We start from the raw sequence: 26,016 nt of genomic DNA on the forward strand, positions 1-26,016 counted from the left end.
CTTTAAATGTCTAAGGTTTGTTTGCCTTGATAGTAGCGTAATCCATCATTCTCTTTTGGGCGTCTAAATCTCCATCGAGTAGTTTCTTTAAAAACCCATCTTCGCTCATAAAGTCTCTTGCTTTCGAACTCAATGATCCTCCTCGTGATCCCTCCTGTCGTGTAAAAGTATCTCCGACAGAGGACTCCTTATTCATCTGAGCATACACATCAAAAAACTTAAATGTCTTCTTAAATCCCCATGTAGAAACCAGTGATTGTACATCAGCGTCTTCAATATTCATATCTTTAAAATACCGATATATGGCTCGTTTTCTTTCAGAGTACTCCGCACCCAACTCTGACTTTAAGACACTCGTATCCTCCTCTAACGCCTTCTGCAGTCTCTCTAAAGATTGCGTCTTGTTCATCTCACCGTGAGCAACAAGTCGATCTATAACTTTCTGTGCCGTCTTGGAATCAATGCCCGCTTCCTTAAAAGCCTCACAATGAGCTTTAACCTCTTCTTCCGAAACAAAATCAGGACAGTTTAGAGTATAGTCTTCACTAGGTGGTTTGGATTCTTCAGCTTCTTCAGCTGATGGTGAACTTGAGAAAGGATTAATGCCTTGCGGATCAGAGTGTACCGTTTCTTCCTTCAAAGATGGCGTATTAGCCACTTCTGGTCTTTCTACTTCAGTCGCTACCGGTATTGGAGCAGGTGTTGTTAACTTATCGATACCATCTGTCATTATTCATTCCTTATTATCGTGGGTTATCAGAGTACATTTGTACTACTTGTTCAAAACTAAGTCCTAAATTGGAGGCTATACGAACCGCCATAGCTCGTTTGCCCTCACGGTGAGCAAGAATTAGTGAATGTTCAGTGTCATGAGAGGATAAAAGCCCACCTTCAATCATCAAATCTGTCAAAACGAAACGACCTTCAGGAGTGGCAAAAATGCTTTTATACGATCGAAGCCTTCGCTCGTCTTCTTCCAGTTTTTCGGCTAAAACAATAGGATCAACGGTGTAGCCACGGGAGAAAACTTTGTTTTTAATCGTCTCCGCAAGCCTCATAAAATCAATCATAGCTATTCTCCATCATGTCCCGCTCAAGCTTCTTCTCCGCAACCCTACCCGCTACTTTAGCCCCTACTTCTATGCCCATTTGTTGAGCCTGCTGTTGGGACTGTTGCTCTTGCATGTTTTCCATTTGAACTCTCCTTTTTTGGCGGATCTCCTCCACTTCAGTGCTATCACGGATAAGGATAGAAGGGGTGTTGCTCGCCCACAAAGCAAAACGGGAAACCTTATCAATATCAATATGATCCATATAGCTTGGATCCCCCGTCTTAGCCCCCAATTCTACAAGGGTGTTTGTCCCTTGAAGAACACTCGAAACACTCTCGGCTTGCTGGTATTTAAATAAGGGAGATGTGTACTCAACCTTTAATACGGAAACAGAAGGAGGAGCATAGCCCTCTAATTCAGGAATCTTGTTCTGAGAATCAAGAATATCCAACTCACGCCTAATCATCGAGCCGATAAATTCCGATTGAAGACCACCAATAAGAGGTCCTACAAACGCCCCTTTCTCCCTCGTCTTCTCCATCGATTCCGCAGCGGAACGTGACGCCTTGTCATCTAACACTTGAAACAAATCAAGCAAAAATAAACTATGAATAGAGCTCTCTATCCTCTTAATCTCCTCGTAAAAAGGAAGAGGATTGCCAAATTGAATCGGTTGAAAAAGAGGTCGTCCTTCTTTACTCATAGTCCCTAGATTCGTATATCCAGCTTTAAACTTAAATTCACGTTGCTTTGCATCAGAAGGTGCAAGAAACGGTGGATTGAGGGCAAGACGAGCGTATTGGGCAAGTTCATTCGATATCTCGTTTGAACGTCTAATCGCAGGTAACGCTTCCATCGCTGGAGATTTACCGTATATTTCATCAGCTCTTACCCGATACCGCCCGATAACGTAAGGAAGGGTTCTTAATTCTTTCTCTTCAAAAAATATACTGTCATCTACACCAATAAATTTAGAATAAAAGTTATTCCTTCCCTGACCCCGCTTCTTCTTCTCCGAGTTTCTAAAAGGATAAACCGCATGGATAAATTTAAACTTGTCCGTATCATTACGCTCTAGCGACGACCTCATCTGCGATGATAAGCTGTCCTTCCCCCACTTATGAGCCACCTGCTCAGCTGTAAACTCAAATTCTCGGTAAATACTATCTACTACGTTTTGATGATTAACGCTCAAATAAACACTAGATAAAGGGACAGAAATATAGCGTATACCATCTTCCAATCCTTGGGCATCAACGTCAGCTTCAATGTAAAAACACCCAGTCCCAAACTCGACAATACTAGTGTAAAAAGACTGCAGACAACTAACAAATCCAGAACCAGATCGCTCCCTAAAACCAAAAAGCGTATCCGTCAATTGATCACACCACTCTCTAATTTTTTTCGCACCTGCGTCCTCCTTATAGAGAAAAGCTTGATGGGCAAAAAAAGGCTCAGCTAATCCATGCCACCTCTGACCAGGTGGCGTAATCAGCGAAGAAAGCAACGAAGAAAGCTTAATACACGCCTCAGAGCCTGTCGTGTCCCACATAAGAGATTTAGAATTGTTCTTATAAGGATAAAGAAGGCTGGTTAACTCCTCCATCCGAGCGTTCAATTCACTTCTTTGGCTCTTAAGCTTATCAAACCTGTCCTGTATACGTTGTGCTGAAGAATTCATCAACTATAACCCCCAGAATAAAGACCTGAGAAAAGAGATGAGCGACGTTTCGATCTCGAATAAGTGTGCTTATCCATCCACAAGCCTTCTCTCTCCTGTTCCTCCTTCGTTAGAGTATAGGCAGGTTGAGCAACGATACTTTCCTCCTTTTTATCCTCATCCTCATCACCAGAAAAAAGATAATCTACAAACGTCTTACCCGCACCAATCACAGCACCTCCTAAAGCCCCCCAAGGATTAGCCGTCATTAAACCAGTACTAGCCCCGCTAAATACACTAGATAATCCTTCTCCTAACCACTGATTAGTCGTTTTTTTAGCCATAACTTAACCTCCGATCAATGAGTAGCTCATCCGCTTCATACTGGTACGATTGACACCGACTAAAATTCCTATCACTGCGTGCAGGACTAACCTCAAAGGTGTACATAAAAGCATCAAAATAATCCGTACTCTCCTTGCCATCCTTCCTCTTGGATGCAATCGCCAATTTACCCGTAGACTCTACCGTGTAAGATTCTAACGACCTCATGTCTCTCAGTAATTCAGCATGATTAGGAAGACAGCCATGTGCTAACCATTCCCTCCCCTTGACATGAAGCTCCGCACGTTTGTTTCTGCAGTAGTCAAGATCATAGGCTTTGCTTTGTCCTATTACCTCATGGAAGACAAAGCCCTCATGCCTCAAATAAGAACATACCGCCCCGCCTGCACCGCCGTTTCCATCAACAACAATTGCATCAGGATTATATTTATTAATTAAATCTTCTATCTTGTGGCTCGTAGCGTCTATGGGCAATCCAGACCAGTCGAAGATGTGTTCAATCATATCACCACGTCTCAACACAACAACTGTATTATCACCACCTTCTTCCGCTGGATCACACCCCATGATTAAAGGTGCACCAAGGTCAGATCTAGGGGGTCGCTCTAACGCTTCTTTGATCATTCGTTCAGGAATAAAACTATTAATCTCCTGTTGTGGAAATTGCCCTAATACCTCAACCCGTGTAACATCTGAATCTATTCCATGTCTGGCAATAATCCCCTCATGAAAACTCGGATCAATGCCCTCAACATCCCTCGTGTCAATCTGATAGCGCTTCCAATCATTTAAAGGCTTGTTAAATATTTCATAAAACCACCCTTCTAATCTTCGAGGATTAGACGTCATAACCCAAAAACGATTGGCGTTCTTCTCAGTGAAAAATCCTTGAATAGTTGTGTTTATAACACAGGGAACACCAGATGCCTCATCTTCAATAACAGCCATGCCATGAGTGTTGTGATGCCCTACAAAAGTGTCAGGACGCTCCTCCGAATAGGTCTTGCAGGTAATCGTATAATGCTTTGAGTCAATCCCAAAATTCTTTTCTAACGCCTCCGCATACCACACAGCTGGATGCAACGATAACGACTGCATCTCAAACCAATGTTTATTAGGAAGCAGTGAAAGCCATTTCGAAACCTCAGCCCACAACGTACTCTTCAGCTGAGTCTCAGAGTTAGCCAAACATATAACAGACATACCAGGTCTCGTCGATATCAACCATAACATCATCCAAGCGTTTAAAGTCGTTTTGCCAATACCACGACCCGCTGATACCGCTGATTTAAATATTTTAGGATTAGGATTGTTGCGGTTCTTGACACAATGATCATCCACCGCTTCCATAAAATCACACTGCCACTTACGGGGTCTAGAAAAATTTGCAAGCGATGTGCACCTCTCGCCCCAAGGGAAAAAGTGCAACACAAAGTTGGTGAAACTCAGCTTGAACTCTCTTGACCACATCAGATCAAAAAGCTCTTGTTCCGTTTCTGGAGAGGTTGGAAGTTCTCGGGACAATAAAACTATTCTCAATTCAATCAATTTGGTTTACTAACCGATAAGATTGAAGAGAATTACAGCCTGGACCTCCATAACTCTCTCCAATCCTATCGATCAAAGAAGACGTGGTTGATCCAGAACCATCATCTGCATACTACCATAACCCGATTCAGCATGCAAGCCTAAAATGGACAAAAACAGCCTTTAATTCATTTTTTCTAGTTTTATAGTGGTAACACAGTCTATGTCTAATTTAGTCATTGACATAGTGTTTATGAGCTTAAGAAGCGGTGTTGTGATTTTAAGTTATATAAAAATTCTCAAATATATAAAATTTTATAAAAATTGTCGGAGGGTAGTCTATATATTCTTCAAAACTTCTCTCTGGGGGGCTACCCCTCTCTCAAAACAAAAAAACACCACTAGCTCCTTAAGTTCCATAATCCACTAACTTCTTAAAAACTCCTTCAGCCTCTGAGCTTAACCCTTTAAAACAGACTGTAATGCCATCAGATTTACACCTTATTATTCTTAGTACCATTTTCCGTTGATTTATTACTGCTTCCAACGGTCTTTAATCCTTTAGCCCTAATGCTTTCTCTCACTCTATCCAATAAAGGCTTCAAATCTATCGTATGCTTCTGCTCGACAGTAACATGATTACCGTAAATCTGACTATTCAACCGCTCAGCTAACCATAATACGCTCTTTAGCCTTCTATCTCTCATCTTGGAGAAAAAAACAGGATTAGCTAATTCATGCTCTGTTGGCTCTGGTTCATTTGTAACATCTTCAATCATAAGCTCTAACTTCTTCACTCTTGCTTGGTGATAAGATTCTCTATGTTCTGGATATCTTGCCAACCAATCATAAAAAGCGTCAGCAGTCGGCATGTTAGGAGCTTTTAAGACTCCTTGCATCGTCTCACCGTTCGCTATTCTTGTTATTATATCTTTAGTCAGAGACTGAGAGTATTTAACAGTTGGCTTCTGTGGCTTTCTTTTCTTCAAATTGGATTTCATTAATAAATTATACCTTAAAATCAATTGGTTAGCAATGTTTTAGTGCGATTTGGAGTTTAAAAATGGGTGGTGAGTTCAAAAAATTCACACACAACCCGCCGATATTTTAACCAATTCAAAACAACAACTCCAATTCCAACACCACACCAATATACTATAATAGTATTATCAAACAAACTATACTTTAGTTTATACTATAACTTATACTATACTATACTTCATTTATACTTTAAAACATAGTCCAACAAAGCCAATGCATCGGCTTCATTATCATCAATTGGATTAAAGCCTAGCCCTTTAACAGCCAGAACAACCAATGCTTTGTTAGCGTTACCTTTTCCAGTGATGTGTTTTTTAATTGTTTGCACTGGCACACCTGAGTAGGCAATTCCATGCCTCTCACACCAAGAAGCAAGCACTGCAAGAAAACCACCATAAGCATGGGATGCATCAACCCCTAAATGACGTCTTACCTCTTCAAACCAAATAGTTTTAATTCCCCGCAAATCATGACGTCTTACCTCTTCAAACCAAATAGTTTTAATTCCTCGCAAATCATCAAGCCAATTTTGAAACTTGAGATACCGCATTCCGCCACCTTCAAATCGCCCATTTTCGAACTTCACCACACCAGAGAATATTTGATCTGATTTGCGGACTGCAAAACCCATTTTAGAACCCAAATCTAAAGCCAATACACTCATCAACCACAAAATCCATTTTAAAGCCCACCAGTAATAATTTGTTGTATAGCATAGATAATCCCAAAGGCACACCCCTAAATATCAATTTTAAGATACTTTATGTTCGTTTTAAGGTAATTCACAAACCAATCCAAACCCCCAAATACACAAATCATCTCAAAATAATCCCTAAAAGACCAAAACCCAGCAAAGCGAAAAAATCCAAACGGCATTGTGGTAATTTTGTGGCGGTTTTTTGGACGACTGAAAAGGAAGGCGGGAAAAAAAGGGGAGGATTTATATATATAAACCCCCCTTTAGCCCCAAAACCACCATGCCTAGGGGGTTGTTTTACCAATTAGTATTATAGCACAAATAAACACCTAAGTCATTGATTTTACAATACTTTTTGACAATAAAAAAAACAAAAAAATATCACCCACTTAACCTAAAAAACAAAAACTCAATTTGATAGACAATTTGATAGACAAATGATAGACAAAATTATCCCTTAAATCAGTAACTTATGATTTTTTAGTTAATAGTCCGAACCGTATATGATAAACAATGATAGACAATTTGATAGACAATTTGATAGACAATATTTGATAGGCTTTAGACTAATCCTAAGACCTGAGTTATTGAACTGAAAAAAAATAGCTTTTGAAGTATTCAATTAGCTCACAAATGTGATTGTATTCTTTGATATTTTAGGGTAAAAATTGATCTATGAAGACCTACTGAATTGAGTTAATCGCTCAATATTTTCTGTCCTTGAATCGTTCTGAATAATCACTAATCTTAAGCTCCAGAGACTATGTTATTATGCCTTTGGGTTCATCTCAGTACTGAGAAAAAAGAATGATCCACCGCTGTTTGAAGAGACTATTGAGGCGTGGTTTCCTGGTTCAGTAATCCCAAAACTTTATGAGAGATTTAATAAATACGGGGATTCTGCCATTCCAGAAGAAGAGTGTTTATGCTCTGACGAATTCAATAAAATAGACAAATCCCCATAAGGGGTTTAAGGGGTGGGTTTAGGGCTGCATTATCCCCTCTCCGCCTACCCCCTTTTTTAAAGGATTATGAGATACTTGCGTTGAGAGCTTTTGAACATGGTTATATACCTTAACCTAAAAAGGGTGGGCGGTCATCCCCATCCTTAGTTCAAACAGTACTCCGCAAGTTACGGGGGTAGGTAAGCGTGGTTATTCCTTCCCGCACTTACCCCTACTAATACGAATAGATCAGGAAGGGTATTAAACCGTTTAATTTCGAAAGCAATACTGTTCGGACGTATAGATAAGGACAGGACGTATTGGTTTGTAGCTAAAGATGTAGCAGAAGCTTTGGGCTACTCATAGAGTGGCCACCTTTTAGATAGAGTACCCGAAGAGTGGAAGGGGTTGAAACTGTTTCACACCCTTTACTAGGTTTTAACGGCTCATCACAAATAACATAGTTAAGTATAACTAAGTATAGTATAGTATAGTATAAATAGATTACTTCAAATTTGAGATGGTCTTTAACAAACGCATATTTTGAAACTTTTAATTGAATAAGTGAGACCATTATTGTAACTTGTGGAAAAATGGGAAGAATAAATATGACAAATAGAACCAGAGAAACATACCCTGTTGAGCATAAAGATATACGAGAATACTTTATTAAAAATGCACTTAGAGAAAAAGAAGAACACATAAATTCTTATCGCCAACAGTGACTAATATAAAACCTTTTAACGCAGATATAATCCATACGGATCTGAACAAAATGGTGTCATAAAAACAGTTTTTATAGGATGGCTAAAAAATGACGCAAGAAATTTCCCATGATGGTTTCGGGATTGCTAACATCATATTAGAACAAGCACCCAACCATGGTATTAAAAAAATAACCCCAATGAAGCTTTTAAAACTTATCTATATCGCCCATGGATGGTCTTGTGCTTTTCATACTATACCACTTGTAAAAGAACTCCCTTACGCATGGAAATATGGACCAGTATATCCAAAAGTATACAACAAATTAGAGAAATATATAGGAGAACCTATACCAAACCTACTTTTTGATAAAAAAACTGGAGAAATATACACCCTGTCCCTTTCAGAATCCCAAAAAGAATTAATAGCATGTATACTAAAGTATTACGGAAAACTATACGCTTCTGAATTATCAAACCTTACCCATCAAGAGGGTTCGCCTTGGGATATAACAGTTAAAACAACAGGATATTATACACCGATACCACTTGAAATAATCAAGATGTACTATCAACAAAAGGTAAAAAATAATAATAGTGAGAAAATAAAATCCTATGTGTGAGAGAAATTACCTAGAAGAGAATATAAAACAAGATACCTACAATAATTATAACCCTCCCTCTAAAGAAGAATTACAACAAATATATGAAAAGATTGAGCAACTAGAAGAAAAAATACAAAAAAATGATTTCAAAAAAGACCTTTATGAACAAACAGGTACATATATAGAAAAAATGTCTAAAGATTTGAACCATAATTTATGGATAAAATATAGTACTTTGGTATGCTTAGCAGTCTACAGTGTAGTTTTACATGTATCCATCTTTTCACAATACAAAATATTATCCGAAATAAAAGAATTACCTATATATGCCCAATTCGCTTTTGTAAGCACAACTATATTTTCAACTTTTTTAGCTTTTTCCAAAATAATAGAAGGAACATTTCGAACACACAATGAAAGACATAAACATGATACCTTACCTCCAAATATACAACAAATAATACAAACACTAAAACCAAAAGATTAAGAACAAACCACAAGGAAAATCTATTTGTAGGATATAGAGAAGGAAGAATTTTCCATATTCTGTGCATTGATCACGATTATACAGCTTATAAACATGGACGTTAAAAAAGCCCCATTGAGAGAGCTTCTGCATAGATTTTTCAGATGAGTTGCTATTTATCCGTTTGAGACAGCATATGATTTGCATTCCAACGAATACGGACTTGTTTAGCTTCTTCAAGATTAGTTGAGCTGATAAAATCCCTTATGACACTTATATTCCCTAGATATTTTTCAACATCTTCAAGCGGTACATTACACGACAGAGGATCTATCCCGTAGGGTTTTAACACCTCTTCTATAAAGCCTATACCCTCTTTAATAACCTCTTCATCCAGATAGCTTCTTTTAGCCTTAAACACAGTGGAATAATAGAACGATTTCTTCAGCTTATCATGATATATGGTAACCTTATCCATATCCTGAAATCGCGTATCATTTTTCAACTTATTCAAGTCTTCTTGTTCCTTAGAAGCTGTTAAAATCGCCAATCCTAGTGATAAAAATAACCATGGAATAATTAGAAATATAATAATGCTATATGGTGGATATTCTCCACGATATAAACGATATAATACTACATATAAAAAACCAAAACCAGTGATACGTATAAACCAAGTCAAACCAGCAGGGACGAAATTGTTTATTACGCTTGCTTTCTTTTTATTGCCTCTCAAATGAGACACCATGCGAGACGTATTCTCGCCCTCTATGAATAGTTTTAATAGAGTTAGAGCCTCCTGTTTCCAATCCATCTCCTATCTCCTTAACCCGTTGATTAAAGGGGATGAAAAGCTTTCCAACCAGTTGTAGAAATCTGTGCACAACATCTACAACTTCCTTGACTTGCGTTTTGAGCCCACTGAGAGTTGAGTTGAGTTGAGTTGAGTTGAGTTGAGTTGAGTTGAGTTGAGTTGAGTTGCAGTCGCACGTTGCAGATACTTAGATCTCATCTTACCTTTTGGTATGATTGCTTCATCGCCAAAGTACAACCAGTCTAATGGCTTGTTTAAGGCTCTTTTAATCTTTAGTGCGGTCTTGAGTTCGGGTGTTCTGTGTCCGTTTTCTATATTGCTAACGGCGCCGTAGGATATACCTACCCATTCTCCAAATTCTTTTAAGGTCATTCCCTCTTCTTTTCTGACTTTTTTAAGTCTTTCGCCTATTTCCATAGGGCTTATAATTCTCTTCTCGAGCCTATCGGAACTTTTAATCTTGGTATCTATCCCGTCATACAACCAGTCGAAAGACGCACCAAATTCATTACGTAAAAACAAAGCGTAGTTGATGCTAGCGGGTTGCAAGCCTAGTTCAAGTCTCGACACTGCACTTCGCAATTGCTTAGACACTTCGCCTATTTGTGCTTGGGTGAGCTTGTTGCTCTCACGTAAAGTTTTAAAGCGTTGCCCTATTTCCTGCCAATTTAAGGTTTTTTTTGCATCTTCCTTCATACCACTATTTATACCCCAAATCAGAAACTTAGTAAAGGTTTGTAGAGGGCTTTATAGAAAATAATTTGTCAATATGTTACTTTTAAATGTTGACAATAGCGATTTATTGACAAATAATACCTCACAAGTAATAGCTTTCATTGGTATTCCAAACAGTGGCTTAGCTATTACTCTCGAGCCTTTTGAACCTTTAGGGTTTGCATATTTTTCCAAGGGTTCAATTGAGGTTTAAAAAGTGGAACGTAGCTTAATCTACGTCTGTCTTCCTTTTAAGGGGCAGTATAATTAAAGCACGGAGAATACAAATGGGACAATTAAAGCAACATTGCATGGAAGAGATTGAAGCCAACTACGAGTTTTCAAGCACTGTAAACCCTCGGATGAACGTTGAGCCTGACCCCGACTACGAAGTAGAGCTAGTCGAGAAGCTTGAAAGATCTTCGAAGACGGCTAAGAAACTAATTCAATTTCGGGATCGCTCAATTCGAACTTACGTATTAGCGGAGTTAATTGAGGAAGTTAAGCGGATTGTTATTTTAGCTGAGGCTCACAAACGGCGTTTAGAACTCAGGTTATCTGAAGTTGATGATCTTTGGAGTTTATTAGACGATAGCTGTGAAGACTGTGAGCATCCTGACGAGGAGCATAAACGGGATTATTACGCCAATTAGATTTAAGAGATACCCAAGCGATTGGGTTTTGGGGGTGGTTTTTTTATCTCCATATTTGTCCCACCCCCGTTTAAAAATCACTAGCATCTTTAGTGGTTTCTAGTCAGAAGGAGCATAGTAATGAAAGGGAAAAAGATAATGAACAACACTTATTTAGTAGCATCTGTAATGGTGGTCAGTGGTTTATTAGCAAGTTGTGATTTAAGTGATGAACCTAAGAAACTAACTCCTGAGCAACTTTGTGATGCGGTTTGCCAGCTATCCCACCAAGAACAGCAAGAGTTCCAAGCTAAGGTAGATCAGAAGTATGAAGAACACCTTAAAACGGGTTCGGAAGTATCAAAAGACTAAAGTTTTGTCTAGAAGGCCGCCCCCACTTCGGGGGCGTTCCTTTAACAACCAGAAGGAAACAACAATTATGACCACTATACCAGAAGTAATGCGGGGAATCAATAGGGTATCGGACGTGAAGACGATGAGCAGTAGAGAGATTGCCGAGTTAACGGGTAAAGAACATAAAAATGTTCTCCGTGATGTAGAAGTTATGCTCGAAAACTTAGAAGTTTCACAGCTCAAATTTGAGCTGTCAGATTTTAAAGGGAGCTATATAAAAAGGGGAAAAGAATATCCGTGCTATTATCTTCCTAAAAGGGAATGTCTCATTTTAGTTTCTGGTTACGATGTAAACTTGAGGGCTAGGATTATAGACCGTTGGGCGGAATTAGAAGTTGAGAAGAGGCAACGGGAGAAAGCACCAAAGCTTAGGTCCACTTCAGCGAGTACAGTTTTAAGGGTTCACAAGCATCTTGAATCATTAGCTAAGCAAGCGGGGCTTAAGGACAATCAGCTTTTACTGAGGGTTAACCGAGGTGTTACGAAGATAACGGGGGTTGACCAATTAGAGGCTATGGCTATTAAGCACCTACCCTCTGCGGGTAATGACGAGTATGTGTCTCCGACTGTAATAGGAGAAAAGCTTAATCCTGTAATGAGACCTAAATCATTAAACGTATGGCTGACTAGCTTAGGGCTTCAAATCAAAAGCATTAACCGTAAATTTGTGCCGACCCCTATGGGCGAGGATTTGGGGGGTCAAATGTGTGATGTGCAGATGCGACATGGTGATGGGTCAACTCAACATTTGAAGTGGAATTCGAGCATCCTCGTTCCGTATTTACAAGATCTTATAAATAGTGACCAATCAAAGAAAGGAGATACCGATGAGCGATAAACTGGATGAAGTACTAAGAGCCTCTAAATATTTCGAAAAGATCGTTGATGAAGCGGGCTTCGTTGGAATCCATAAGCTGGAAGCTATTAATAGAGGAGTAACGGCGCTTACAAATTTCAACCCGTTAAAATCTATGGGGATATATACAGGAACAAGCGGGGATGAAGACGGGGGTAGTGGCGACTTTATAACATATTTTGACCGTGGAGGAGTGTGGAAAGGAGATACTAATGCTTAATTTCATGTTCGGTTTCGTAGCGTGTTTCATACTGTTTTATGCGGGTTTCATTATTCTTGATGCTTTGTATAGGGAGGAGAAATAATGGATAGTGTTGATTATTTTATGTTTATATTTCCTATTCTTGTCTTTTTAGCTTGTGCGGGTTTGTTAATACACGAATATTTAAAAGCTAGACAGATCAAAAAAAAGCACCAAAAACTCCTTTAAAAACACCAAAAATCCAAGAAGTAAAAAGAGGAGGAGGTAGGAAATGACTTACAGACGATTAAGGCTTAAAGAGCGTTCCATATCATACGCTTGCATGACTCCTAAGTACGATATTCCTTGGGATATTAAAGACCCTACAACAATTCATGCGGAAGTAATCAAGGAGGGAAAATATTTCCCTTTAGAATATGGAGAAGATTTCACTGTTGACAGTTGTAAAAACAATCTCACTCTTTTGATTGAATATGATGAAGTTGATACTATACATATTTTTGAGGGAGAAGAGTTAAAGTATATCGCTCAATCCGTCAAAAAAAGCAATCCTGTACCCCCTACAAGGTTAATTGACGATTGCAAGCTGGAGTTAAACGAGATATCCCCTGTAGATACAATAGAAAAAGAACTTGCAGAAAAATTCAATAGTATCAAATCTTTAATAGATAAAGTAAAACAAGATCTTGAAGAAGGATTAAAAAGCACTGCGACTATCATACAAGCACATTCTTTATCTCTAATAGATAAGACCCAAACTCTAGAAGAACATGGAATAAGACTAACAGAGACAGCTACCAAAGATGATATTAGCAACCTAAAGGACATCTTTGTTACTCCAGATGAACTTCAGTCATTGCTTGAAAACACTATTACTCAAAACCAAGAAGCTATAAAGCGTTTAGAACAAGAGATCAAAGACCTAAAGAATGCGTCTCCTAGTGATATTGCATCACTCAAAAAAAAACTAGAGAATCTTGTAACGGCTCAAGAGAAACTGAAGAAGTTTGAAGCCGAGGTAGCTGAACAGATTACTCGTTTAGAAAACAAAACAGATAGTATAGAGACAGGGGCAAAAAATCTCACAGAAGTTGTTACAGCTCTGGGTAGCAAGGTTGATAACGTTGATGTTATCCAGCTGGATAAGGATGTTTCCTTCCTATCTGCTAAAATACTAGAATTAGATAAAGCTACACAGAAGATACAAGATCTAAACCAAAAGACAGATACTTTAGATGGGAATGTAAAAGATCTAAACCAAAAGACAAAGGATACTGTCGCTCAATTTGAGACTATTAATGGGGAAAACAAGTCCTTTGAAGACAAAATATCTTTATTGAAGCAGACTATTAATACACAAAAACTAGAAATAGCGGATTTGAAAAAATGCCTGTCTTCTTTTGTTGATTTAAAAACACTAGAAGCTCGCATAGAAGCATTACAACAACGCATAAAGAAAGAAAGCATAGAAGCATTACAACAACGCATAAAGAAAGAAATAAGCGGACGAACAGCGATACGATGTGCCCGGTTACAAGTGGATAGAAACTTCGGGGATGCACCACTTGGAACCGAGATTCAACGTTGGCAATACCCTTCTGAGAATTCTAGCGGATATTTGTCATTTTCGTGGGCTGACGGCGAATGCGATGCGCTTCCTAGTGCTGAAGATAAAGCCAAAAGATGGAGAGTTTTAGGGAGAACAATAGGCTATTACGGTAGATGGCACTATCTACAAGAGGTTATTGATTAATGGCTAGATAGCTTTAACAGTATCCCTATAGTAGACACTAGTACAGAGACTATTATACCCATAAACCACTTAGTTTGACTGTTAATAGCGTCTTTAAGTTCTGACTTAGTATTAGCTATATCTTCTTTAAGTTCTGTTCTAACGTTAGCTATATCTTCTTTAAGTTCTGTTCTAACGTTAGCAATATCAGCTCTAACGTTAGCTATTTCTTCTTTAAGTTCTGCCTTAGTCGCAAGATATGGTAGAGCCGTTTCTAACTTTGCGAAGCGGACATCGGTTCTATCTTTATGTGGCTTTTGTTTTACGGCTGTATTGGTCATGTCAGTAATTGTACATGTTTTTAGTTAATGAATCAATAGATTGTGATTTACTATTCCAATTTCTAATTAGTTTATTATCCGTATCATTTAGTGCTGATAGACGTTGCGACATAACAGCGTGGGAAGTGTTTTGATACATTTTACCTCTTAAAATCTATAACATTGTTAGGCTTGCCCTTAAGTACTTCAAAAGTGGATTTAAGCTTTAAGCCCATTCTGTGTACTGAGTTTAGCTTGTTCTTTCCAGCAGATATTCGGCATCACTTCCTCGCATAAAGGAGTTGTTCTTGGGGCATTGCTTTCAATCTTGCTATTTTAGCTTCTAGTGCCTCTTCTTCTTTTTTGCTTAGTTCTAGTGGCTCTAGGAGAGGTTCTATGTAATCTATGGAGCATGATTTACGCAGATACTCTTTTTGTTTTTCTTTGTTATTAAGACGGTATTGCCTTTGATACTCTGCTTCTTTTTCTCTGTTGTTTAGGCGATATCGCTTTTGTCTTTCTCTTCCTCTTTCCCGGTTGCTTAGGTAATATCGCTTTTGTCTTTCTGCTTCTTTTTCTTTGTTATTAAGACGGTATTGCCTTTGATACTCTTTGTTATTAAGACGGTATTGCCTTTGATACTCCGCTACTTTTTCTTTGTTATTAAGACGGTATTGCCTTTGATACTCGGCTGCTCCTTCTCTGTTATTAAGATAGTATTGCTTTCGTCTTTCTCTTAATTTTTCCCTGTTGTTTAGGTAATATTGCCTTTGTTTTTCTTTGTTATTAAGGTGGTATTGCCTTTGTTTTCCTTTGTTATTAAGACGGTATTGCCTTTGATACTCCGCTATTTCTTCTTTGTTATTAAGGCGGTATTGCCTTTGATACTCCGCTATTTCTTCTTTGTTATTAAGACAGTATTGCCTTTGATACTCTGCTATTTCTTCTTTATTGTTTAGGTAATATCGCTTTCGTTTTTCTCTTACTTCTTCTTTATTGTTTAGGTAATATCGCTTTTGTCTTTCCTTTTCCCTTTGCTTTAACTCTTCATCAGATGGAATTTCTCTTTTATTCATCGTCTTCATCCTTAAAAAACTCTCTGTAGATTAGCGTGTAACTCTCCATGACCTTACCCCTAATCTCCCGCTCTCTTTCCTTTGATATTTTCCCTTGTTCATCTAGTTTAACAAGGAGCTTCAAGCCATCATGCTTGCCAGTAGCCGTAATCGAGGTTATCAATCCTTTTTTCGTTTCATAAACATTAGAACTCACTTTAAATTTAGTCATTGACACGCCTCGCAAACGTCGTCCTCAGGATTGTAACTTCCATATCTCTGTTTATTTTCGTCTTTAGCCACAATCTCATCTATGATTTGTTTTAAGGGTGTCAAAAGCTCGTTAGCACTGTCTTTAGCCTCTAATTCAATATGTCTTAAGGTATCCTCCGACACTGTCCCCAGATTAAGACGGAGAATTAAGACGTTCTCTTTATCTGTAATACAGTGTGCTAAAACGCTGAATTTAGTTGTATCCAATAGTGGTTTTTCCATCAGTGGGTTTCCTTCTTCCACAGTGTTACGTTGATCCTCTTTATACCATAGGGTGTTGGGGGTGTCTAGAAAATAATTTGTCAATATGTTACTTTTAAATGTTGACAATAGCGATTTATTGACGAATAATACCCTCAAAGCAAACAGACATTCGCAGGAGATGACCATGTCGGAGAATAAGGAAAGCCACGAAAAGTTAATGGGGAAGAAATGTATTGGTAGGGATATGCTTCGGCACACATTACACACTTTATGGTCGGTTAGAAGTGAGATTAGAGCAGGAGTATTTTATCTAGTTTGCACTTGATCAAAAAACAAAGGTTACAAGGCAAGAAGATCCAGTAAATTTTTTAAATGAAAGAAGAAGCGGATAGAGGAGGAACATCATGCTGAATTTAATGGCAGGGACAGCCTTTGTTTTTGCGATCCTGTATCTGCTTTATCTCACTGTCTACGATGATCCAGACGATCAATTCCCCGCTTAATTTATAAGGATAACAATTATGAACCAAACAAAGAGCAATATTATTCCATTTCCAAACAAAAACGGTTTTCCAAATTTGGAATCACTCACCAATGAAGAATTGGCGGAAACCTACAAAGAATCCCTGGATCTTAAAGCCTGGTGTCTTGAGGTTGAAGAGGAAGTTAAAAGGAGACTTGCCAATGGCTCTAAAGTACAAAACTTGAAATTATCCATTAAAAGAAGAGGAGATAAACGGTGGGTTAAAGACACTACTTTATCTCGTAAAAAAATTCTTGGTGATCATTTCTATGAGAAAAAACCTATATCTCCAACAGGTATAGAAATGTTAGCGAAAAAAGGTCTTATCACAGCAGAACAGCTATTAGCTGTACAACAATATATCAAGAAATCCAACAAAGACATTTTAACTATAGAATTTGAGGAACAATCATCACCGACCACAACCCAAAAACCACTAGAAGAAGACTACGTATTTTAGGAGATGAAAGATGTTGCCGATCGTATCAATTGATCAAAGATTAAGTGAAAAAAAAGGAATAAAGGGGTGTATTTTTGGTGAAAGTGGTATCGGGAAAACCTCTCTTCTCTGGACACTTCCTGAGGAAAGTACACTCTTTGTTGATTTGGAAGCAGGAGATTTGCCTGTTAAGGAGTGGAAAGGAGATGTCTTGCGACCCACCACTTGGCAAGGCTTGCGAGATTTAGCCGTATTTTTTGCGGGAGCAAATCCATCTCTTGGAGACAAGGATGTCCCCTACTCCCAAAAACATTACGATGCGGTTTGTGCAAGATTTGGCGATGCAAAGCAATGCGAAAAGTACGAAACAATCTTCATTGATAGTATCACCTGTTCTGCAAGAATGTGTTTCCGTCATTGTGAACAACAGCCAGAAATGGTTTCTCGCGGTGGACAAATAGACATACGATCTGTTTATGGCTTGCATGCCAAAGAAATGCTCAATTGGATCTCTCATTTACAACGAGCAAGAACTAAAAATATTTGGCTTGTTGGTATCTTAGATCGCAAAACCGATGACTGCAATATTCCTTTCTATTCGTTCCAAATAGAGGGGCAAAAAACAAGTCTTGAATTGTCTGGTATCGTTGATGAAGTCTTGGTCATGGCAAAAGTTCCAGATCCTAAAGATCAATCAAAACAAACAAGGGCTTTTATTTGCCAAAACATTAATCATTATGGCTATCCCGCAAAAGATAGGTCGGGGGCATTGGATCTGCAAGAAATACCACACTTGGGTCAGATCATGGAAAAAATTAATAACTCTCCTCGCCCAACGGCCAGCAACTTTACACATAATTAATGAGGAAAATAAAAAATGCCAGTAATCGATCTTACAAATGATGAATATGTGGATAGCGGTAGTCCTATTCCAAACAAAACAATCGTTAAAGTCCAGCTCAATATTAAACAAGGGTCATGCAATCAATTAGACGACGGGACACGTTTAGATTTCTATGCCACAAAGTCAACAAACACAGGTGCTGTTTATTTAGACTGCGAATACACTGTAGTTGAAGGAGAATACTACAAGAGAAAAATCTTTGATATGATAGGTCTCTACAGCCCAAACAACGGCAACAAATGGGCAGATATGGGGCGTTCTCTCCTTAAAGGCATTTTGTCTTCAGCACGAAGAGTATCCCCTAAAGACAAATCTCCCCAAGCTCAAAAAGCTTTCATACTCAACAATTATCAAGAGCTTGAGGGTCTTGTATTCTTGGTTGAAGTGAAAGTTGAAGAACAAGGAAATTATGATCCACGCAACAAGATCGCAAAAATCATAACGCCAGATCACAAAGACTATCATAGGTTGATGGGGGATACACACAATCCCTACGGACACAGCTCTTCACCGCAATACCAACAACCGCAAGGATCGTATTCGAATGCGTTTGATAATACGTTAAATGATGATGTCCCATTTTAAACCATGTTATTACGAGAGAGACAAAAAGAACTGGTTGATAAAGCCATTGATGCCCTTAATACGCATGGGAACACCTTAGCGGTTGCTCCAACAGGAGCAGGAAAAACAATCATGTTATCTGCGGTGTTAGGGCATATGTTCCAGCGTGGATTAGTGAATAAGGCGTGTGTGATTGCTCATCGAGACGAATTAACAGATCAAAACGAAGCAAAGTTTAAAATGGTCAATCCAAATATTACCACATCACGATTTAATGCATCAGTGAAGAATTGGAACGGACAGGTATGTTTTGCTATGGTGCAAACTTTAAACAATCATTTTATGAGTATGCCGAAGATAGAGTTGTTGGTGATTGATGAGGCTCATCATGCAACGGCTAAAAGTTATCAGACAATTCTTAATCAGGTAAAAACAACCAATCCTCATTGTAAAATTCTTGGTATGACCGCTACTCCTAACAGGGGAGATGGCGAAGGGTTAAAAACAGCTTTTAGCAATGTTGCTGATCAAATTACCATGTCAGAATTAATTGCATCTGGTCATCTCGTTAAGCCCTGTTTCTTTGTCATTGATTTAGGCATCAAAGAAGAACTTTCTAAGATCCAACAAAAAGGTTCTGATTATGATATGGATCAAGTATCTCATATCATGAACACTGCCCCGATTAATTCTGAGATAATCCGTCATTGGCGAGAAAAAGCTGGTGATCGGCAAACTGTGGTATTTTGTTCCACTATTGAACATGCCTCTGATGTCACCGAAACTTTTACTGCAAGCGGTGTTAAGGCAAAAATGGTATGGGGAAATATGGGGGATGAGGAACGATTTAACGTTTTAAAAGATTTTGAACAAGGAAACATTCAAGTACTCGTCAATGTTGCTGTATTGACGGAAGGGTGGGATTGTCCCCCTGTCTCTTGTGTTGTTTTGCTTCGTCCTTCTTCTTACAAATCAACCGTTTTGCAAATGATCGGACGAGGATTACGTATTGTTGATCCAGAAATTTATCCGAACATTGTCAAAAAAGACTGTATTGTCATGGATTTTGGCATCTCCCTTATCAAACATGGTTTCTTAGAACAGAAAGTGAACTTAAAGGGAAGAAAAAAAGGAACAAGAAAAGAAGAAGAAGAAGGGATATTAATCCAAGAGGCAAAAAAAGATCCTATCGTTATTGCTGATTTCCAAATGAAGGAATGGGATGGGTTCAAAGGATCTCCGTTTGAATGGTACAACGTCTTAGGAAAAGGCGGAATATTTGTTGCAACGGGATTTGATGCGTGGGGATGTATCACCCATAAAAAAGGCATTTGGTTTTCTTTTGGGGGGAGTAAAGAAGACAAAAAAATTCGCCTTTTAATGAAAGGGGCAAAAGTTAATTGCTTAGCACGTGCTAATGATTGGATTAACATCAAAGAACTCACGGACAAAGCATATAAGAACAACAGATGGATTAACCAACCCGCTACCGTCAATCAACTCAATCTTTTACATCCCTCATTAGCTAAGGATTATAGTTTAACGAAGTACCAAGCATCCGCTTTAATCACTCTGCGAGCCAAACTTCCTGAAATTAAAAAAACTATTGAGGGAGCAAAATGATGGATTTAAATACGACATTGTCAAAGCAAATCAACACATTGATTGACGAGACAATACCCGAACGAGAGCCAAGAAAATATCTAGGGGCTTCCCTCATCGGGGATTCTTGTCCACGAAAACTTCAATACCATATGACAGGAACACCACCAGATCAAAAGCTCTCTGGGATAATCAGCCGTATATTTGATACGGGGCATGCATTGGAGAAGGTAGCGATAGAATGGATGCGACAAGCGGGATTTGAACTTCTCACTGAAGATGAGACGGGACAACAGTTTGGCTTTTCGCAAGGGGATGGGGCAATCCAAGGACATATCGACGGTATTATCACATCTGCTCCCGAAGAACTTAATTTGGCTACCCCTTGTCTTTGGGAATGCAAAACCATGAACAACAAATCATGGTTAACAACTTCTCAACAAGGTCTTGTCAAATCAAAACCAGTGTACGCTTCACAAATCGCTTTCTATCAAGCGTATATGGAATGCTACGAACACCCCGCCCTCTTCATGGCGATTAACAAGGATACTTCAGAACTCTATTTTGAACGTGTGCCGTTTGATGGCTTTCTTGCACAACAATTAACCGAAAGAGCCGTCAACATCATTGAAGACACAAAAGTAGATTACTCTTTACCCAGAATATCGGAAGATCCCGAATGTTTCTTTTGTCGTTTTTGTGAGTTCAAAAGGAAGTGTTGGAATGAACAGGCTTGATTTCAATGATGTTATCAGCGAAGAAACGCCTAAATTCACCAGAGAAGATGCTGAAAGACTATTGTTTGAACATCTTTATTCGGTTGTGCAACATTTGCTTCCTAACGGGACAAGGAAAAATGGCAAATACAGAACCGCTAATATTCAAGGGGGGAAAGGGAATAGTCTCAATGTTGAGTTGGACGGAAATAATCGTGGTCTTTGGCATGATTTTGCTACTGGAGATAAAGGAGATATTTTTGATCTTTGGGGAATATGCAACGGATTAGATACACGATCAGATTTTCCTAAGGTTTTGCAATCAATTGCTCGATGGTTTGGAAAAGATTTTAAACCTCCTCGCTCATCTGTCATCCATCGCAAAGAATGGATTTATACGGATAGACTCGGAAATTCTCTTGTCCGCATAACTCGTCAAGACATTAACGGCAAAAAAACGTATACTCCTTTCGATTTCACAACACAAACGACGAGCATGCCTCAAACGCATCGTCCTTTGTACAATCAGATAGGATTAGCAAAAGCAAAAAAGCTTGTTGTTGTTGAAGGGGAAAAGTGTGCTGAAGCTTTAATTCACAGTGGATTCACGGCCACAACAGCAATGCAAGGATCTTCTGCTGATCCTGCGAAAACCGATTGGACACCACTACGAGACAAACACATTTGTATTTGGGCGGATAACGATGAAGTAGGGTTAAAATACTCTCAAAGACTAACGCAGTTTCTCCTAGAGTCAAAACTCCCACAGTCAGTGACAACCCTCAACATCCCCAATGACAAACCTCCTAAATGGGATGCTTATGATGCCATCAACGAGGGGATTGATATCGTCGAATTCATTCGATCTTGTCCAAAGACAAGGAATGATTGCAAATCTGGCATTCCAGTTGCTCGACCGCGAGATGTTATTGCTGATGAAAGACCTGAACCCGCCGATATCATTTCTTCAGGTCTTTTGGTTCAAGGCGGTTTGATGGTGTTAGCGGGATCTCCCAAGGTCGGGAAAAGCCATGTTTTGCTTTCAATGTTAGTTCATTTGTCAGCAGGAATTCCTTTTTTAGGTTTGAACCCCACTCATCCTTTAAAAGTCTTTTATATCCAGTCGGAAAACAGCTTTCATACGATGCGTAATAGATTAAAACAAACCATCAAGAGCCTCACACCCGAGCAAAGAGATCTGAATGATGATAATATGATTTTTACCCCTAGCCGTCTTGAAGTTTCCCTTAACGAGCATGTCATCAATGATCTTTCTCAAAAAGCAAACGAACTTCAAAATGGACAAACAGAACTCATTGCTATTGATCCTTTATACGATGTCTTTGACACAGGCGATAAAAAAGGCGGAGAGAATGATAACGACGCCATGCGTTTTTTTCTTAAAGAACGTCTTGGATTGTTGAGAAGAAGCATTAACCCTAATGCAGGTTTAATCCTTGTCCACCACACAAAAAAGATGAGGAAAAAAGACGTTGAAGAAAACCCTTTTGAATCCTTAGCGGGTGCTAGTGGACTACGACGCTATTACAACTCATGCATGCTTTTGTTTAAGGAAGATGAAGATGTCAATGAAACGAAAATATTTTTTGAATCCAGAGACGGAGAAAAAATACCAACAAAACATGTCTACAGGGATGTGAACACGGGGGAATGGGAAGAAGAATCCGCTAACAGTATACGCCTAACAAATCATGATTACGGGAAATTGTTGGATGCCGAACGAGATCGCAAACGAGATGTAATTTTAAATATCATTCAATCGGAAGCATCCAAGGGGAACGTATACACTGCTAATCAATTTAGCAAAACTTTTGATAACAAAGCGAGTCTAGGCAGTGAGGCTTCTATTCAAAGAAGAGTGAGCGTTTTGATGTCTCAAGGACAAATCAAATTATTTAAAAACATCAAAGATTACGGGTTACCTGCTCGTCGTAATATCCAAAGAGGACTCATGTGTGTCAAGGACATGGAATTGCAGAGTTATAACGGAGAACTAAGGCGGGTTTTGCCAACGGATTACAAATGTCACAAAACAGGAGCGATTTTGCCCGTAGAAAATCCCAATGTTTGGGTGGAAATGTAAGAAAGGAGACACAAAAATGAACAGCACGTTAGATATTAAAAATGAATTTTTTGACTTAGAAGATTTAGAAAAAGGTGCAGAAGATCTTGAAAATTCAGCATCATTGTTTCTTGCAATTGGTCGTTATTATCACTCACGACATCAGGGTGATAAAGTTGCAAAGCGGAAAATTGCAAAGAAGTGGTTAGCTTATTCTGACTCATTGTGGGATCATGCTGTACTTTTACGTTTAACCCTCGCCCTATAAAATTGAATAGCGGAAAAGAAGAAATGGTAACCCTTACTAGTGCTGAAGAACTAAAAGACGCCCTTGGGTTGAAAAAGGAGGACAAATGAAAATTCCACAGCTAAAAGAAGAGCAAAAAGGATATCTAACGGTATTCACATTAACAGATTTTGAACGAAGCCACACGCATGAACAATTACGTGAGATTTTAGATTATGAGGCTCGATTCATCAGACCACCAGAACAATGGAAGTCCTTATTGGAATCGCTCACGCCGATTGAAGAGATAAGTAGAACAAAAGCAGAATTGGAATACCGCCATCTCTCTACGCTTTGGAGATTTGAGCGAATTCAAAGGCTTCTGTACGACTGGATGGTTTCAAAACGGAACGTATGGATCCCGAGAGAACACGCTATCGCCGTGGAAGAAAGACTCGCTGAATTGAAAACAAAATACCCAGATTTGAACCCGTAACAAGAAAGGACGAACGAAAATAGCGAGTTACAACAACATCATGGGAGATTTAGAGCTTGGTGGGCAAGAACTAGAAAAACTTCTAAATTATGAGGCTTTATTCCTCCCAAAGCCAAAGACACTCAGTGCCATACTCAAGAAACTAAGATCGATTGATGAAGTATCAGAGATTGAAGCTAGAATTGAATGCGAATATCTCATCAAGATCTGTCTCCATAATCAGAAGTGGTATTACCGTTTGAGCGATACTCCTATCGAAGATTGGCTATATGACCAAGTATTTGATAGAGTTGACGCTCTAATGCAGAAATACCCTCATATAGTTCCCAAGGACGATCCCATATATAAAGCAGGGTATTAAAAATGTCTCATATTTTTGTTCTCGTTGGTGCGTCAGGAGTGGGAAAAACCACTTTGGCAAAATCCGTCATACCATCTTCTAGAAAGCTCCTTATGCCCGTTGGTGTAACCACACGGAAACGCAGAAACGAGGAGAAAAACGGCATCGACTATCGCTTTATCTCCCACAAGACATTCCACCGGTGGGAAAAAGAAGGAAAGTTCATAGAAACTGCCATCTGCCGAAATGAGCATTATGGCTTGCTTAAAGGAGACATCCTTGATCCACTAGATAACGGATTTGATATATTAACTATCCTTACGCCAGAAGGACTAGAAGCGTTTGAGAAGTTGTTTAGTAAACAGGTAACCTCGATATTCATCATGCCTCCTTCAAAAGAAGTCTTAATCCAACGAAGACGCAAGCAGGATAACTGGAAAGTTATAACTCAAGAAGACGATATCTTCGGAATGAGGAGATCTTATGACTTCAAAATTACCAATGATCGGTTGAACACCGCTTGTCAGCAAATAGGTCGTATTAGAACTATAATTACGGAAGGGCAAGGGGGATGATCTTTAAGAAAAAAGAGCTGGATAAAATAGCGAATATATCTCGCAAAAGAAACGTGATGATTGAGTTAACAGAAGATGGAAAATGCATTCGGATATATCCCGAGTTTGATTCCAGAACAGATATAGAGCCACCTGAAGAATCTGAACCCTTTGATGATTTTGTGATTTAACTATGACAAAACACCGATACCCGTATTTATCCCATGAAACAACAAGGCATGGCAAAAAAGTATGGTATTTTAAAAAAGACGGCAAACGAATACGTCTACCTAACGTTTATGGGACTACAGAGTTCATGGAAGCGTACGCCGATGCTCTTGCGGGTCGCTTGCAACAAAAACACCTACAAGGAAATACAAAAACGTTCAAATGGCTTATTGAGCAGTACAGATTAAGCGGGCATTTCCAATCTTTAAATCCTACTACTAGAAGAGTAAGAGATAACCTTTTTTACCATATTATTAAAGACTCAGGTACTATTCCTTTTGCTAAAATAACACGCAGACATATACAAAATGCCGTGGATAGAAGATCAGAAAAACCCTCAGTAGCGATATCATTTTTAAAGGCGATTTCTCCAGTCTTTAAATGGGCAGAAACATGTGAATTAGTTACAAAGAATCCCATCATCGGGGTACGACGTCCACCTATCCGAACGATAGGAATGCATACATGGACAGTGGAGCAAGTAGAAATTTATCGTAAGCGTCATCCTATTAATACAATGGCAAGATTAGCATTAGAATTAATGTTGTTTCTAGGATTAAGACGATCCGATGTTATAAGAGTTGGGAAAAAACATGTGAAAGATAACGTTTTATCGATTCATACACAAAAAACAGGAAGACAAGTTCATGTTCCTATTTTTGAAGCTTTACAATCATGTTTAGAGGCGGTCGGAAAAGATGGTGAAACTTTTTTGATCACTGCTCATGGAAAACCTTTTTCCTCTTCAGGCTCTTTCGGGAACTGGTTTAGAGATAGATGTAAAGAATCAGGATTACCCGATGAATGTAGAGCTCACGGTTTAAGGAAAGCAGGAGCAACGATTGCAGCAAATGCAGGAGCTAGCCCTCATGAACTTATGGCTATGTACGGATGGTCAAAAACAGATATGGCTGACCTCTATACAAGAGAAGTTAATGCAAAGAAACTTGCTTATAAATCGGCTAAAATGATCGCAGATTGTATGTAAAAAAGGTAAGACTATACGGTTTGTAAGTCATTGATTCTTCATGATTCGGATTTGGTCTTACCTTTGCATAAGTTGTTGATTTTACTTCTCTCTGGC

32 protein-coding genes are annotated in these 26,016 nt (G+C 38.8%); 19 read left to right on the forward strand and 13 right to left on the reverse strand.

The genetic code is table 11. The features are described 5' to 3' along the window. Positions 1–10: 10 nt before the first annotated feature. From G293_RS02120 to G293_RS02150, 7 genes are all read right to left on the reverse strand, one after another. A complete protein-coding gene (locus tag G293_RS02120) occupies positions 11–730 on the reverse strand; it encodes a hypothetical protein (protein WP_047264107.1) in 720 nt (239 codons plus the stop codon). A 13-nt stretch (positions 731–743) separates the two neighbouring features. Then, a complete protein-coding gene (locus G293_RS02125) occupies positions 744–1,070 on the reverse strand; it encodes a Bbp19 family protein (protein WP_047264108.1) in 327 nt (108 codons plus the stop codon). Next, positions 1,063–2,733, reverse strand: a complete 1,671-nt coding sequence (locus G293_RS02130; RefSeq protein ID WP_047264109.1) for a portal protein — start codon at positions 2,731–2,733, stop codon at positions 1,063–1,065. The genes G293_RS02125 and G293_RS02130 overlap by 8 nt, the downstream gene beginning before the upstream one ends. Next, a complete protein-coding gene (locus G293_RS02135; protein ID WP_047264110.1) occupies positions 2,733–3,056 on the reverse strand; it encodes a hypothetical protein in 324 nt (107 codons plus the stop codon). The genes G293_RS02130 and G293_RS02135 overlap by 1 nt, the downstream gene beginning before the upstream one ends. Continuing rightward, a complete protein-coding gene (locus G293_RS02140) occupies positions 3,049–4,581 on the reverse strand; it encodes a terminase large subunit domain-containing protein (protein ID WP_047264111.1) in 1,533 nt (510 codons plus the stop codon). Before G293_RS02140 ends, G293_RS02135 begins: the two co-directional genes overlap by 8 nt. Positions 4,582–5,078: 497 nt before the next feature. Beyond that, complete coding sequence (locus G293_RS02145) at positions 5,079–5,585, reverse strand: terminase small subunit-like protein (protein WP_047264112.1); 507 nt, start codon at positions 5,583–5,585, stop codon at positions 5,079–5,081. Positions 5,586–5,803: 218 nt separating this feature from the next. Beyond that, positions 5,804–6,289, reverse strand: a complete 486-nt coding sequence (locus tag G293_RS02150; RefSeq protein WP_047264113.1) for a crossover junction endodeoxyribonuclease RuvC — start codon at positions 6,287–6,289, stop codon at positions 5,804–5,806. Between the two features lie 1,791 nt (positions 6,290–8,080). On the opposite strand from G293_RS02150, the gene G293_RS05425 reads away from it, so the two are divergent. Both G293_RS05425 and G293_RS02165 read left to right on the forward strand, forming a co-directional pair. After that, a complete protein-coding gene (locus tag G293_RS05425) occupies positions 8,081–8,593 on the forward strand; it encodes a Panacea domain-containing protein (RefSeq protein WP_052775013.1) in 513 nt (170 codons plus the stop codon). Next, positions 8,586–9,062 (forward strand): hypothetical protein, encoded by a 477-nt coding sequence (locus G293_RS02165; protein ID WP_047264115.1) that lies wholly within the window; start codon positions 8,586–8,588, stop codon positions 9,060–9,062. Before G293_RS05425 ends, G293_RS02165 begins: the two co-directional genes overlap by 8 nt. Before the next feature lie 151 nt (positions 9,063–9,213). Here the strand turns inward: G293_RS02165 and G293_RS02170 are convergent, their stop codons facing one another. Together G293_RS02170 and G293_RS02175 are read right to left on the reverse strand one after the other, a co-directional pair. Continuing rightward, positions 9,214–9,855, reverse strand: coding sequence for a hypothetical protein (locus G293_RS02170; RefSeq protein ID WP_047264116.1), 642 nt, complete (start codon positions 9,853–9,855; stop codon positions 9,214–9,216). Positions 9,856–9,930: 75 nt separating this feature from the next. Then, complete coding sequence (locus tag G293_RS02175) at positions 9,931–10,425, reverse strand: helix-turn-helix transcriptional regulator (protein WP_244464447.1); 495 nt, start codon at positions 10,423–10,425, stop codon at positions 9,931–9,933. Positions 10,426–10,931: 506 nt separating this feature from the next. Between G293_RS02175 and G293_RS02180 the strand changes: the two genes are divergently transcribed. From G293_RS02180 to G293_RS05430, 5 genes are all read left to right on the forward strand, one after another. Next, entirely contained in the window at positions 10,932–11,222 is a 291-nt protein-coding gene (locus G293_RS02180; RefSeq protein ID WP_244464448.1) for a hypothetical protein, read from the forward strand. A 120-nt stretch (positions 11,223–11,342) separates the two neighbouring features. After that, entirely contained in the window at positions 11,343–11,573 is a 231-nt protein-coding gene (locus G293_RS02185) for an SEC-dependent effector SDE5640 (protein ID WP_200897315.1), read from the forward strand. A gap of 124 nt (positions 11,574–11,697) precedes the next feature. Next, positions 11,698–12,453, forward strand: a complete 756-nt coding sequence (locus G293_RS05920) for a Rha family transcriptional regulator (RefSeq protein WP_244464449.1) — start codon at positions 11,698–11,700, stop codon at positions 12,451–12,453. Beyond that, positions 12,443–12,691, forward strand: coding sequence for a hypothetical protein (locus G293_RS02195; RefSeq protein WP_047264120.1), 249 nt, complete (start codon positions 12,443–12,445; stop codon positions 12,689–12,691). The genes G293_RS05920 and G293_RS02195 overlap by 11 nt, the downstream gene beginning before the upstream one ends. 253 nt (positions 12,692–12,944) lie before the next feature. After that, on the forward strand, positions 12,945–14,426 hold the full coding sequence (locus tag G293_RS05430; RefSeq protein ID WP_083965945.1) for a hypothetical protein: 1,482 nt from the start codon (positions 12,945–12,947) through the stop codon (positions 14,424–14,426). Here G293_RS05430 and G293_RS02205 read toward each other — a convergent pair. The 4 genes from G293_RS02205 to G293_RS02220 all read right to left on the reverse strand — a co-directional run bounded on the left by G293_RS02205 (position 14,423) and on the right by G293_RS02220 (position 16,296). After that, a complete protein-coding gene (locus tag G293_RS02205) occupies positions 14,423–14,746 on the reverse strand; it encodes a CCDC90 family protein (RefSeq protein ID WP_047264121.1) in 324 nt (107 codons plus the stop codon). The genes G293_RS05430 and G293_RS02205 overlap by 4 nt on opposite strands. A gap of 260 nt (positions 14,747–15,006) precedes the next feature. Next, complete coding sequence (locus G293_RS02210; RefSeq protein WP_047264122.1) at positions 15,007–15,801, reverse strand: coiled-coil domain-containing protein; 795 nt, start codon at positions 15,799–15,801, stop codon at positions 15,007–15,009. After that, positions 15,794–16,012, reverse strand: a complete 219-nt coding sequence (locus G293_RS02215) for a hypothetical protein (RefSeq protein WP_047264123.1) — start codon at positions 16,010–16,012, stop codon at positions 15,794–15,796. Before G293_RS02215 ends, G293_RS02210 begins: the two co-directional genes overlap by 8 nt. Continuing rightward, positions 16,009–16,296 carry a hypothetical protein gene (locus tag G293_RS02220; RefSeq protein WP_244464450.1) on the reverse strand — a complete coding sequence of 96 codons (288 nt, stop codon included), beginning with the start codon at positions 16,294–16,296 and terminating at the stop codon, positions 16,009–16,011. The genes G293_RS02215 and G293_RS02220 overlap by 4 nt, the downstream gene beginning before the upstream one ends. Positions 16,297–16,778: 482 nt before the next feature. On the opposite strand from G293_RS02220, the gene G293_RS02225 reads away from it, so the two are divergent. From G293_RS02225 to G293_RS02275, 12 genes are all read left to right on the forward strand, one after another. Then, a complete protein-coding gene (locus G293_RS02225) occupies positions 16,779–17,240 on the forward strand; it encodes a DUF2800 domain-containing protein (protein ID WP_047264125.1) in 462 nt (153 codons plus the stop codon). Between the two features lie 10 nt (positions 17,241–17,250). Then, positions 17,251–18,081 carry an ATP-binding protein gene (locus tag G293_RS02230; RefSeq protein ID WP_047264126.1) on the forward strand — a complete coding sequence of 277 codons (831 nt, stop codon included), beginning with the start codon at positions 17,251–17,253 and terminating at the stop codon, positions 18,079–18,081. A gap of 15 nt (positions 18,082–18,096) precedes the next feature. Further along, a complete protein-coding gene (locus G293_RS02235) occupies positions 18,097–18,708 on the forward strand; it encodes a hypothetical protein (protein WP_047264127.1) in 612 nt (203 codons plus the stop codon). 3 nt (positions 18,709–18,711) lie between these two features. Further along, positions 18,712–20,310, forward strand: coding sequence for a DEAD/DEAH box helicase (locus G293_RS02240; protein WP_047264128.1), 1,599 nt, complete (start codon positions 18,712–18,714; stop codon positions 20,308–20,310). Beyond that, positions 20,307–21,026 (forward strand): hypothetical protein, encoded by a 720-nt coding sequence (locus tag G293_RS02245; protein ID WP_047264129.1) that lies wholly within the window; start codon positions 20,307–20,309, stop codon positions 21,024–21,026. The genes G293_RS02240 and G293_RS02245 overlap by 4 nt, the downstream gene beginning before the upstream one ends. Continuing rightward, positions 21,013–23,109 carry an AAA family ATPase gene (locus tag G293_RS02250; RefSeq protein WP_052775015.1) on the forward strand — a complete coding sequence of 699 codons (2,097 nt, stop codon included), beginning with the start codon at positions 21,013–21,015 and terminating at the stop codon, positions 23,107–23,109. The genes G293_RS02245 and G293_RS02250 overlap by 14 nt, the downstream gene beginning before the upstream one ends. A gap of 16 nt (positions 23,110–23,125) precedes the next feature. Continuing rightward, positions 23,126–23,356, forward strand: a complete 231-nt coding sequence (locus tag G293_RS02255) for a hypothetical protein (protein WP_047264130.1) — start codon at positions 23,126–23,128, stop codon at positions 23,354–23,356. An 85-nt stretch (positions 23,357–23,441) separates the two neighbouring features. Next, positions 23,442–23,810, forward strand: a complete 369-nt coding sequence (locus tag G293_RS02260; protein WP_047264131.1) for a hypothetical protein — start codon at positions 23,442–23,444, stop codon at positions 23,808–23,810. 40 nt (positions 23,811–23,850) lie between these two features. Next, positions 23,851–24,171: a hypothetical protein gene (locus G293_RS02265; RefSeq protein ID WP_047264132.1), complete on the forward strand. Its 321-nt coding sequence runs from the start codon at positions 23,851–23,853 to the stop codon at positions 24,169–24,171. 2 nt (positions 24,172–24,173) lie between these two features. Continuing rightward, the gene (locus tag G293_RS02270; RefSeq protein ID WP_047264133.1) at positions 24,174–24,725 is read left to right on the forward strand and encodes a guanylate kinase; all 552 of its coding nucleotides are present in this window, start codon (positions 24,174–24,176) and stop codon (positions 24,723–24,725) included. Beyond that, positions 24,722–24,895: a hypothetical protein gene (locus G293_RS05805; RefSeq protein WP_200897316.1), complete on the forward strand. Its 174-nt coding sequence runs from the start codon at positions 24,722–24,724 to the stop codon at positions 24,893–24,895. Before G293_RS02270 ends, G293_RS05805 begins: the two co-directional genes overlap by 4 nt. Before the next feature lie 2 nt (positions 24,896–24,897). Further along, on the forward strand, positions 24,898–25,920 hold the full coding sequence (locus G293_RS02275; protein WP_047264134.1) for a tyrosine-type recombinase/integrase: 1,023 nt from the start codon (positions 24,898–24,900) through the stop codon (positions 25,918–25,920). Positions 25,921–26,016 lie beyond the last annotated feature (96 nt).

Source organism: Candidatus Liberibacter africanus PTSAPSY (genome assembly GCF_001021085.1).
GTDB lineage: Bacteria > Pseudomonadota > Alphaproteobacteria > Rhizobiales > Rhizobiaceae > Liberibacter > Liberibacter africanus.